This window comes from Streptomyces sp. NPDC058274 (assembly GCF_042881375.1).
GTDB lineage: Bacteria > Actinomycetota > Actinomycetes > Streptomycetales > Streptomycetaceae > Streptomyces.
Map to the genome: position 1 here is coordinate 622,602 of NZ_JBHVXW010000002.1, position 11,551 is coordinate 634,152.

Consider the following 11,551-nt stretch of genomic DNA (forward strand, 5'->3'; position numbering starts at 1 on the left):
AGGGGCCCGTCAGCGCATTGTCGGAAGGGCCAGGCACTATGGGGCCATGACTGACAGCAACGGGTCCACGCAGGAGTTCGGGTCGGGGCAGGTGCGCGGGACCGAGGGGAAGCCGGGGTCCTCCGCACCGGCTGGTGCGACGCCCGACTGGGAGAAGCGCTTCCGGGCGCCGCGGGTGTCCCTGCCGGACTGGGCGGAAGACGCCCCGCACCGCTCCCTGTTCGTCTCCAACGCGACGGGGACGTACGAGCTGTACGCGTGGGACCGCGCGACCGGCGAGCAGCGCCAGGTCACGAACCGGCCGAACGGCACCACGGACGGCGTGCTCTCGCCGGACGGCGAGTGGATCTGGTGGTTCGACGACAAGGACGGCGACGAGTTCGGGATCTGGCGCCGCCGGCGGTTCACCGACGCCCCGGCCGGCGGGGTCCCGGCCGGCGCGAGCCCGGCCGACGTGGACGAGCCGGCGGTTCCCGGGCTCGAACCCTCCTACCCCGCCGGACTGGCCATCGGCCGCGACGGGCGTACGGCGGTGGTGGGCCGCTCGACGGACGAGGACGGCTCGACGATCCATCTGGCCCGCACCGGCGAGCCCACCGTGGAGCTCTACCGGCACCGGGAGTCCGCGGGCGTCGGCGACTTCTCGCACGACGGCTCCCTGATCGCCATCGAGCACACCGAGCACGGCGACGCGATGCACTCCGCGCTGCGCGTGCTGCGGCTCGACGGCTCCCCGGTCGCCGAGCTCGACGACACCGAGGGCGGCACGGTCGAGCTCGGCCTTGAGGTGCTGGGCTTCGCCCCGGTCGACGGGGACACCCGGCTGCTCATCGGCCACCAGCGGCGCGGGCACTGGGAGCCGCTGGTGTGGGACGTGGCGTCCGGCGAGGAGACCGACCTCGCTCTCGACCTGCCCGGTGACGTGGGCGCCGAGTGGTATCCCGACGGCTCCGCGCTGCTCGTCTCGCACAGCTTCGAGGCCCGCAGCGAGCTGTGGCGCTACGACCTGGCGACCCGCGAGCTGGTCCGCGTGCCCACCCCGGCCGGCTCGGTGTCGGGAGCCACCGCCCGCCCGGACGGCACGGTGGAGTACCTGTGGTCGTCGGCCGCCGAGCCGTCGGCGGTGCGCTCGACGACCGGCGAGGTGGTCCTGGACCCGCCCGGCCTGAAGTCCCCGGGATCCGTGCCCGTGGAGGACGTATGGGTGGACGGACCCGGCGGCCGCATCCACGCCCTGGTCCAGAGGCCCGCCGGGGTGACCGGTCCGCTGCCCACCGTCTTCGACATCCACGGCGGGCCGACCTGGCACGACAGCGACTCCTTCGCGGCGGGCCCGGCCGCCTGGGTCGACCACGGATACGCGGTGGTCCGGGTCAACTACCGCGGCTCCACGGGGTACGGCCGGGAGTGGACGGACGCCCTCAAGCACCGGGTCGGCCTGATCGAGCTGGAGGACATCGCGGCGGTGCGCGAGTGGGCGGTGACGTCCGGGCTCGCCGACCCCTCCCGGCTGATCCTCACCGGCGGCTCCTGGGGCGGGTACCTCACGCTCCTCGGCCTGGGCACGCAGCCGGACGCGTGGACCCTCGGCATCGCCGCCGTCCCGGTCGCCGACTACGTGGCGGCGTACGAGGACGAGATGGAGGCCCTGAAGGCCATGGACCGCACGCTGCTCGGCGGCACCCCGCAGGAGGTCCCCGAGCGCTTCGAGGCCTCCTCCCCACTGACCTACGTCGACGCGGTCAAGTCCCCGGTCTACATCTCGGCCGGGGTCAACGACCCGCGCTGCCCCATCCGCCAGATCGACAACTACGTGGCCCGCCTCGCGGCCCGCGACGCCGTCCACGAGGTGTACCGGTACGACGCGGGCCACGGCTCCCTCGTCGTCGACGAACGCATCAAGCAGGTCAGGCTGGAGCTGGACTTCGCGGAGCGGCACCTTCGGGGGTGACGGCGGGACGGGGGCCCGCCGGGACCTGACGGGGGAGGGGCGTGGTGGGCCCCGGGCCGTTCGGGCTTGCCCGGGGGCGGGGCGTGCCGGGCCCGGGCTGTTCGGGGCTTGTTCGGGGGAGGGCGTGCCGGATCTGGGCTGTTCGGGGGAGGGCGTGCCGGGCCCGGGCTGTTCGGGGCCTGTCCGGGGGAGGGGCGTGCCGGACCCCCGTTGGTACGGACACCTCCTAGGTCCCCGTGCCCGTGCCCGTCCCCGTCCGTTCCCGGGGCCGGCGTCCGAGCAGCTCCGCGAGGCCACGGCGGGTGGCTGCCAGCACCACCCGGTCCTCGGGGCGCAGCCGGTAGGCGGCGGGCAGGTCCCAGACCAGCCCGGAGGGCCGGTGGTCCCCGGCCGGGGTGTCCGCGGCCGCGGGGTCGGCCTGCCGTCCCCCGGACGCCGCCCGGTCCAGCGCGAGCACGCGCCACGCCCCCGCGCGGAACGCCTCGTCCGCCGTCCGTCCCGCCAGCTGCGGATGTCCGCCCACGGTCAGGGCCGCGAACAGCAGCACCCGTCGCTCGACCGGGATCGCCCCGAGGATCTGCCGCCCCATCATCGCTCCGGCGAACGCCGGTGCCGCGAGATGGGAGACGCTGCGGCTGCGGGTGAGCGCCTGGGGGTGCGCGGCCCGCAGGGTGCGGTACACGGCGGTCGCGAAGTCGTCGTCGTACAGGCGCAGGACGACGCGGAGATCGGGGCGTACGGAGCGGGCATACAGGACCGCTTCGAGGTTCGTGGTGTCGGCGCTGCTCAGGGCGAGCAGCGCATGCGCCCGGTTGATCTTCGCGGCCTCCAGGACGCCCTCCTGGGTGACGTCACCGAGGACCACGGGCACCCGCAGCCGCCGCGCGGTCGCCAGGCCGCGCGCCTCCGGGTCGGACTCGACGCACACCACGGGGATGTGCAGTTCGCGCAGCCGCGTCAGCACCCGGGTGCCGATCTTGCCCAGCCCGAGCAGCACCACATGCCCGGACAGTCCGCGCGGTGGCCGGCGCACCGCGGACCCGCTGCGGAAGGTGCCGAGCGCCTCCAGCACCGCGGCCAGCAGCACCGGAAGAAGGAGCAACCCGACGAGCCCGGACAGGAGTTGGAGGAGCTGCCGGCCGAGGGGCTCGCCTATGGCCGGGTCGTTGATGGCGAACAGATCGAGCAGGGTCAGGTAAGTGGCGTGCAGGGGACCCTCGTTGGTGACCACCATCGACGCCACCGCCAGCGCGACCACACACGCGACCAGTCCGGCGAACGACCAGCGCAGCCGGCGTGAGAGCAGCGCGGCGAACGGCACGACGCTGCGGCCGGCGGGCAGCGCGGGACCCGAGTAGGACACCGTCTCCAGGACGACGGTCCCGCGGCCGGTCGCCGCGGCCACCGCCCGTTCGTCGGGCAGCAGCCGGGGCCCCTGCTCGCCGCTGCTCTCGGAACCGTCCGCGCCGGCCGGGTCGTTGGTCGTGGCGGACAGCAGCGCCAGCGTGCACAGACCGGGGTCGGCGACCTGCCCGGGACCCGGCGGCTGCCGCTCGACGGCGCGCAGCATCAGCCCGTCCGTCTGGACGACCTTGCTGGTGCCGGCCACGGCGGTCGCGGCGAGCGCGGGCGCGGCCGTGTCGGCGTCGGAGAGGACGGTGGTGGAGGCGTCGAACCCGTCGAAGTCCTCGGGGTTCTCCGGGTTCTCCGGATCCGCCGCCAGGCCCGCCGCCGCCAGCGCCGAGGCCTGGTCGAGAAGCGCCTCGATGTGCTGGCCCAGACGCCGGTTGTAGAGCCGCAGGACCAGACGCAGTCGCGGATTGAGCCGTCGGGCGGTGAGCGCGGCCCGGATGTTCGTCTCGTCGTCGTCGTACACCAGCGCCAGCGCGGCGGCCCGCTCCACACCGGCTTCGGCGAGTACGGCCTCGGTGGCCTCGCCGGCCTCCAACACCCGCTCGGCACCCGGGGTTTCGGACACCCGCACGGCTCCCGGGTTCCCTGCCGTACGACCGGCTCCGCCATTCCCGGTCGTACGGCCGGCTCCCGCGTCCCGGTTTCCCGTCGTACGGCCGGCTCCCGCGTCCCGGTTTCCCGTCGTACGGCCGGCTCCCGCGTCCCGGTTTCCCGTCGTACGGCCGGCCCCGGCATCGGTGTTGCCGTTTCCGTTGCCGGCGGCGCGGGTCACGGCGGCGGACACCCGGTCGAACAGGGCCGTGGCGCGGGCCCGCCCCACCGTCGGCGGCTGCACGCGGCGCGCGGCCGGCGGTACGACGAGGGTCACCTGTTCGCCGTAGACACTCCGCAGCTCGGCGGCCAGCCGGTGCGCCAGGCCGTCGTCGCCGCACACCACCATGTGTGCGGCGGCGTCGGGCGGTTCGCTCTGGTTCGGAAGGGTCGCCACAAGGGAGAAGACTGCCGCACGTGCACCACTGGTTCCACCTCGACGGGCGGGTGGCCCAGCCGCGAACCGGTGTGCCGGCTTCGAACTCCCCCTGTCGACAGGGCTGTTGGGCGGCTCGTGCGAGCCGCGCGCGCCCAAGCGGATGCGGCGCGCGTCCACCGGCCTCCGTCGACCGGCCTCCGTCCACCGGCCTCCGTCGACCAGCGTCCGTCGACCGGCGTCCGTCGACCGGCGTCCAACCACCGGCGGGTGTCTACCGTCGAGCGCGGGACCTGGCCTCGCGCGGCGGCCGGACGAACTGCAGCTCCAGTGCGACCGGTGGCTCCGCAACCCCCGGCCCTCCGGCGGCCGCCCAGCTCAGCAGCTCATCGGTGCAGTCGTCGTCCATGGCGAAGCCGATCCAGGTCGGCCTGCCACCCTGACGCCGGCCGGCCGCGGACGGCTGTACGACGACGACGTTCGCCTGGTCGCAGGGGCCGAGGCAGTCCGTCGTACGGACGGCGAACCGCCCGCCGGACGCCTCCGCACTGGCCCGCAGCCGCTCCAACTGCCAGGCGTGGTCGGTCCCCGGGTACTTGCGCGGACTGCCGCAGCAGCATCCCCGGCAGACGACCAGGGTGCAGGGCCGGGAAGCCGCGGCGCCGACGGCGACCGTACGGGACTGGCGGCGCGGGGCGTTGACTGTCACCGGGGGAGACCTTTCGCGAGGGACGTCGAGGGGATCCGCGCGAGACCGTGCCCCGCGTCACCGACCGCCACCGTACGAGACCGCCCCGGAACTCAGTTCATGCGGTCACCCCCCCACCGTGGCAGAGTGACCGAAGGCCATGGGGCGGGCGGACACGGGGGGACGGGTGGACATGCCGGAACACGGCGCGCAGGGCACCGAGGAAAGCAAGCGGGGCACCGGAGAAGACAAGCCGGGCACCGGAGAAGACAAGCGGGGCATCGAGGAAAGCAAGCCGGGCACCGAAGAAGACAAGCAGAGCTTCGAAGAAGGCGAGCAGGGGACCGAAGTCGGCGCACGCACGGGAGCGACGACCCCGCGCAGCCTCACCCGGACCGAGGCCGAGCGGCGGTCCGCGCTCCTCGCCGTCGAGCGGTACGACGTCACCGTGGACCTCACCGGCCTGGCGGCCGGCCCGGAGGTGCGGTGCGTGTCCACCGTGACCTTCGGCTGCCGGGAGCCCGGCGCGGAGACGTTCGTGGACTGCGCCGCGCAGGTGCTGAGCGCCACGCTCAACGGCGTCCCGCTCACCCCCTCCGGGGACGGCCGGATCCCCCTGCCCTCCCTCGCCGGGCGGAACGTGCTGCGGGTGGAGAGCGTCCAGGCGAACACCACCGCAGGCGAGGGCGTGCACAAGGCGGTGGACCCCGCCGACGGCGAGGTGTACGTCTGGATGTCCTTCGAGCCCGACGAGGCGCGGTTCGTGTGGGCGTGCTTCGACCAGCCCGACCTCAAGGCGCCGCACGCGTTCACGGTGACCGCCCCGGACGCGTGGACGGTCACGAGCAACTCCGGTGACCCGCACGTCGAGACGCTCGGCGCGGTCCGCCGCTGGGCCTTCCCGGACACCCCGCCCCTGTCGCCGTACAACACGGTGGTCAACGCCGGCCCCTTCCACGAGATCCGGCGCGAGAGCGGTGGCCACGACCTGGGGGTCCTCGCCCGCCGTTCGCTGGCCGCCGTCCTCGAACGCGACGCCGAGGAGATCTTCACGCTCACCCGGCAGGGGCTGGACTTCTTCGCCGAGATGTTCGGCATGCCGTTCCCGCAGCGCAAGTACGACCAGGTCTTCGTGCCCGAGTACGGCGGGGCGATGGAGAACTACGGCTGTGTCACCTGGGCGGACGACTTCCTGCGCCGGTCCGCGCCGACGCCGGCGGAACGCGGACTTCTCGCCAAGGTGCTGCTCCACGAGCTGGCGCACATGTGGTTCGGCAACATCGTCACGATGCGCTGGTGGGACGACCTCTGGCTGAACGAGGCGTTCGCCGAGTTCGCCTGCAACTGGGCCGCGGAGCGCGCCACTTCGCACACCGACGCGTGGGCGGGCCATCTGGCGGTCGGCAAACTCCGGGCGTATCTCGCCGACCAGGGGCCGACCTCGCACCCGATCCGCCAGCCCATCGAGGACGTCGCCCAGGCGAGCACGATCTTCGACGCCATCACCTATCCCAAGGGCGCCTCCGTCCTGCGGCAGCTCATGACATACGTGGGCGAGGCGGCCTTCGTGGCCGGCATGACCGCGTACTTCGCCCGGCACGCCTGGGGCACCACCACCCTCCAGGACCTGATCGAGGCGCTGTCCGAGGCCGCCGGCCGCGACCTGGACGGATGGCGCACGGGCTGGCTGGAGACGGCGGGCACGGACCGGCTCACGCTGGAGCGGGAGGGCGACGCGTGTGTCCTGGTCGCCGAGGGACCGGCCGGCGGCCCCCGCCCGCACGCGCTCGCCGTAGGCGTCTACGCCCGCCGGGGCGACGGCCTCGAGCGCACGGCGCTGGTGAAGACCGAGGTGCACGGGGCCCGTACGCCCCTGGAGCTGCCCCTCGGGGGCGAGGCGCACCTGGTCCTCCTCAACGACGACGACCTCACCTTCGCCACCACCCGGCCCGGTCACGAGGACCGGGAGACCCTCCTCGCGGCGGCGCACGAGCTGCCCACGGCCATCTCCCGGGGTGTGGCCGTAGCGACGGTGTGGGACCTGCTCATCACGGGGGAGGCGACGGCCGCCGAGGCGGGCCGCTGCGTCACGGCCGTCCTCGCGGCCGAGACCTCGGACGCGGTGATCGAGCCGTACCTCACGCTGGCCGCGGACATCGCCGACCTGTGGGCCCCGGAGCCCCAACGCGCCGGACTCACCGCTCTGGTGGCCGCCGCCTGCCGGAACCTCGCACAGGACCCGGGCCGCCGTCAGGTCGCGCTGCGCGGACTCGCCCGTACGGCGACCGACCCGGACGACCTGGCCCGGCTCCAGCAGTACGCCGGGGACGGCGTCGACCTCCACTGGCGCGTGCTGACCCGCAGGGCCGAACTGGGTGACACGACCGCCGACGCCCGCGCCGCGGCCCTGCTGGACCGCGACCCCGACCCGGACGCCTGGATCCGCGCGCTCACGGTACGGGCCGCCCTCCCGGACCCGGCGGCGAAGGCCGAGGTCTGGCAGCGCCTTGCGGTGGACCGCGCGGTCCCGATCGCCGCCGTGAGCCAGGTGGCGACCGCGTTCTGGCGCCCGGGCCAGGACGCCGTCCTCGCTCCCTACCCCCAGCGCTTCCTCGACCTCGTCCCCCACCTGTTCCTCGGCGGCATGATGCCCGCGATGGTCTTCACCAGCCGCCTCTTCCCGCCGTACGCGGTCGACGCCGCGTTCCTCACCGCCGCCCGCACCGCGGCCGAGCCCACCCCGCCGGTGGTCCGCACCCTCCTCCTGGACCGCGCGGACGTCGTGACCCGGATGCTCCGTACGCGCGCCGGGGCGGCGGGGCGGGCGTAGTCAGGGACGCCCAGGCCCGGCCGGTTCCCGTTCCCGGGGCCGGCCGTGGGCGCGGACGCCGGCGCCGGCCCTTTACCGGGGGCGTCGGGTGGGTGATGCTGACCCGGCGTTGGAGGGGTGATCGACACGGTAGGGGCCGGTCGGTCCTGAGGGGGGAGACCACCGTGGTGCGCGTAGAGCTGCTGGGACCGATTCGGGTGTACGCCGACGAGGTGACGCCGGTGGAGTTGGGTGGCGTCCGGCTGCGGATGCTCCTCGCCAGGCTCGCCCTCGAAGAGGGCCGGACGGTGTCCGTCGACTCGCTCGTCGACGGCCTGTGGGGAGAGGAGCCGCCCGCCGACGCGGTCAACGCGCTGCAGGCGCTGGTGTCCCGGCTGCGCAGGGCGCTGCGCGGGTCCGCGGCCGTGGAGTCGGCGTCCGGAGGCTACCGGCTCTCGGTGCGCGCCGAGGACGTGGACGTTCACCGCTTCGAGGACCTGACCGCCCGGGGCAGACGGGAACTCGCGGCCGGGCGGCCCGGCGAGGCGGCCTCGCTGCTCACGGCGGCGCTCGCCCTGTGGCAGGGCGCCGCGCTCGCGGACGTCCTCGATGCCCCGTTCGCCGGGCCCGTCGCCACCCGGCTCGACGGCCTGCGCACCGCGGCGGCCGAGGACCGCTGCGATGCCGAGCTGCGGCTCGGACGGTACGGAGAGGTGCTGGCCGACCTCGAAGCGGCCGGTGCCGAGCGGCCGTTGAGCGAACGGGTCGCCGGGCTGCGGATGCGGGCACTGTCCGCGGCCGGACGGCAGTCCGACGCCCTCGCCGTGTACGAGGAGATACGCAAGCGGCTCGACGACGAACTCGGCGTCGTCCCGTCGTCCGAGCTGCGGGAAACCCATCTGGCTTTGCTGCGAGGCGAGTTGGAGACGCCCGTCGAGCGGGCCGAGGCCGCCGCGAGCCGTCTCCCGGCCCGGCTGACCAGCTTCGTCGGCCGTGACGGTGAACTGGACCGGCTCGGCACGCAGTTGGCCCACAGCCGGCTCGTCACCATCGTCGGCCCCGGTGGCGCGGGCAAGACCCGCCTCTCCCTGGAGGCGGCCATCCGGGACCGGGCCCACGCGCGCGGCCGGGTCTGGTTCGTGCCGCTCGCCGGTGTGAGCGCCCCCGACCAGCTGGCCGACGCGGTACTCGGCGCCCTCAGCTCCACCGACGGCCGCCTCTACGACGCCGGCCAGGGGCAGCGGGCCACGCCGGTCGAGCGCATGGCCGGGCTCTTCGGCAGCGGCGACGCCCTGCTCCTGCTCGACAACTGCGAGCACCTCGTCGAGGCGGCCGCGGAACTCACCGCCGAACTCCTCGACCAGCTACCGGAGTTGCGGATCCTCGCCACCAGCCGCGAGGCCCTCGCCATCACCGGCGAATCCCTGTGCCACCTCGGCCCCCTCGACGTACCGATGGGATCGCCGGAGCCCGCCGAGGCCGCGCAGTCGCCCGCGGTGCGCCTCTTCGTCGACCGGGCCGCCGGAGTCCGGCCGGACTTCACGCTCGACGACTCGACCCTCGACGCCGTGGTCGAGATCTGCCGGCGGCTCGACGGGATGCCGCTCGCCCTCGAACTGGCCGCGGCCAAGCTCCGGTCGATGAGTGTCGAGCAGATCGCGCGCCGCCTCGACGACCGTTTCCGTCTCCTCGCCTCGGGCAGCCGCACCGCGCTGCCCCGCCAGCGCACCCTGCTCGCGCTCGTCGAGTGGAGCTGGGACCTGCTCGACGAACCCGAGCGGATCCTCGCCCGCAGACTGTCGGTGTTCCCGGGCGGCGCGACCGTCCCCGCGCTCGAAGCGGTCTGCGCGGACCCGTCGCTCCCGGCCGCCGACATCCCGTACGTCCTGGACACTCTGGTCGAGAAGTCGCTGGTCACCGCTGTCGACGAAGGGACGGGCGGGCCGCGCTACCGGATGCTGGAGACGGTACGCGCGTACGCGGCGAGGCAGCTCGCCGCCGCGGAGTCGGGGGAGTCCGGCGAGTCCGGGGAGGCCGTCACCAAGCGCTTTACCGAGTACTTCCTCGCCCTCGCGGAAGAATACGAACCCCGCCTCCGTACCCGCGAACAGCTGCGTGCGATCGAGGTCTTCGACGCCGAACACGACAACCTCGTCCTCGCGCTGCGCTCGGTCGTCGACGCCCGGGACGGGGCGGTGCCGACGGGAAGCCTGGCCGCTCGCTTCGCCGGGGCGATGTTCTGGTACTGGGGGATCAGGGGGATGAGCACACAGCTGGACACGTATCTGGGGGAGGTCGCCGGGCCGGGTTCGGTACGGGCAGGGGAGGTCGCCGGGCCGGGTTCGGTACGGGCAGGGGAATCCGTACGGGCAGGGGATTCCGTACGGGCAGGGGAATCCGTACCGGCAGGGGAATCCGTACGGTCAGGGGGCTCCGTACAGACACCGGGATCTGCAGGGGCGCGGGGCGGCGAACGTCCGTCCGTGGAGGGCGAGTCGGCGACGGCACGTGAGTTCCATCCGGCCGTACTGCTCCTGCGGATGTCCCAGGTCTCCTTCCCCGCAGGCGCATCAGGACCGGGCGGTACCGCGGGCCAGGACCCTCTCCGGTCGCCCGACCCCTGGGTGCGAGCCGGCGCCCACCTGGCACGGGACTTCGCCCTCACCGAACAGGGCGACCTGGTCACCGGCGCCGAGTCCCGCATCGAGGCCCTGCGCGGCTTCGAGGAGGTGGGCGACCGCTGGGGGATCGTGATGAGCCTGCTCCCGATCGGCCGCGACCATTCCCTGCGCGGCGAGTACCCCCAGGCCATCGCCACCTTCGAACGGACCGTGGCGCTCAGCTCCGAACTCGGCACCGAGGACTACCTCTACCTCAGCAAGGCCAGACTCGCCCGCGAACGCCGGCGCAGCGGTGACCTGGCAGGCGCCTTCCGTGATCTGCACGCCGCGCACCGGCAGGCCCGCGAGCACGGGCAGCTGCGCCTGGAGGCCAACATCCTGGTGGGCCTGGCCAATGTGCACCGCAGGGCCGGTGACCTGGCGCAGTCCGACGCGACCCTCGACCGTCTCGAGGCGCTGAGCGCCCGGCGCCCCTCCCTGAGAGAACTGGCCCGCGACCTGGTCGTCAGCACCCGCATCGAGAACCGTCTCGCCGAGGGGGACGCCGTGCGGGCCAGGGCCCTGCTGCCCGAGGCGGCCGGCGCCCTGCTCGGCCAGGGAGCGGGTGCCGCGCTGGCCTGGGTGGCCGAACTGCTCGGCGGAATACGGACGTTGGAAGGCGCCCCGGAGGAGGGCGCCAGGTCGCTCGGCATGAGCCAGGTGATGCGCGGCGCCTTCGACTGGGGCGAGCCGGAGTGGTGCGAGCTGGTCGACCGCATCGTGGCGACACTGGGCGAGGAGGGCTTCAAGAAGGCGTTCGAAGACGGGGCGGCGTACTCCCGCGAGGACGCGCTGCGATGGCTGGAGACGGAGACCTTGCGGGCGGTGCCGCGGCTCTGACGAGGCGCGCCCGGTCGTGTACGTGGCCCTGTCGAGGCGCGCCCGGTCGTGTACGTGGCCCTGTCGAGGCGCGCCCGGTCGTGTACGTGGCCCTGTCGAGGCGCGCCCGGTCGTGTACGTGGCCCTGTCGAGGCACGCGCGGTCATGTACGTGGCCCTGTCGAGGCGCGCCCGGTCGTGTACGTGGCCCTGTCGAGGCGCGCCCGGTCGTGTACGTGGCCCTG

5 protein-coding genes are annotated in these 11,551 nt (G+C 74.1%); 3 read left to right on the forward strand and 2 right to left on the reverse strand.

Going from position 1 to position 11,551, the window contains the following annotated elements:
* Positions 1 to 46: 46 nt before the first annotated feature.
* Positions 47 to 1,951: a prolyl oligopeptidase family serine peptidase gene (locus ACFVYF_RS07250; protein WP_389452032.1), complete on the forward strand. Its 1,905-nt coding sequence runs from the start codon at positions 47 to 49 to the stop codon at positions 1,949 to 1,951.
* A gap of 226 nt (positions 1,952 to 2,177) precedes the next feature.
* Here the strand turns inward: ACFVYF_RS07250 and ACFVYF_RS07255 are convergent, their stop codons facing one another.
* Entirely contained in the window at positions 2,178 to 4,304 is a 2,127-nt protein-coding gene (locus ACFVYF_RS07255) for an NAD-binding protein (RefSeq protein WP_389452143.1), read from the reverse strand.
* A 301-nt stretch (positions 4,305 to 4,605) separates the two neighbouring features.
* A complete protein-coding gene (locus tag ACFVYF_RS07260) occupies positions 4,606 to 5,040 on the reverse strand; it encodes a (2Fe-2S) ferredoxin domain-containing protein (protein WP_389452035.1) in 435 nt (144 codons plus the stop codon).
* A 172-nt stretch (positions 5,041 to 5,212) separates the two neighbouring features.
* On the opposite strand from ACFVYF_RS07260, the gene pepN reads away from it, so the two are divergent.
* Together pepN and ACFVYF_RS07270 are read left to right on the forward strand one after the other, a co-directional pair.
* Positions 5,213 to 7,849, forward strand: a complete 2,637-nt coding sequence (gene pepN / locus ACFVYF_RS07265; RefSeq protein ID WP_389452038.1) for an aminopeptidase N — start codon at positions 5,213 to 5,215, stop codon at positions 7,847 to 7,849.
* Between the two features lie 164 nt (positions 7,850 to 8,013).
* A complete protein-coding gene (locus ACFVYF_RS07270; protein ID WP_389452041.1) occupies positions 8,014 to 11,328 on the forward strand; it encodes a BTAD domain-containing putative transcriptional regulator in 3,315 nt (1,104 codons plus the stop codon).
* Positions 11,329 to 11,551 lie beyond the last annotated feature (223 nt).

Bases quoted from the DNA above. Each gene is read 5' to 3' on its own strand.
- ACFVYF_RS07255 (WP_389452143.1), bottom strand. From the start codon at position 4,304: ATGGTGGTGTGCGGCGACGACGGCCTGGCGCACCGGCTGGCCGCCGAG.
- ACFVYF_RS07250 (WP_389452032.1), top strand. From the start codon at position 47: ATGACTGACAGCAACGGGTCCACGCAGGAGTTCGGGTCGGGGCAGGTG.
- pepN (WP_389452038.1), top strand. From the start codon at position 5,213: ATGCCGGAACACGGCGCGCAGGGCACCGAGGAAAGCAAGCGGGGCACC.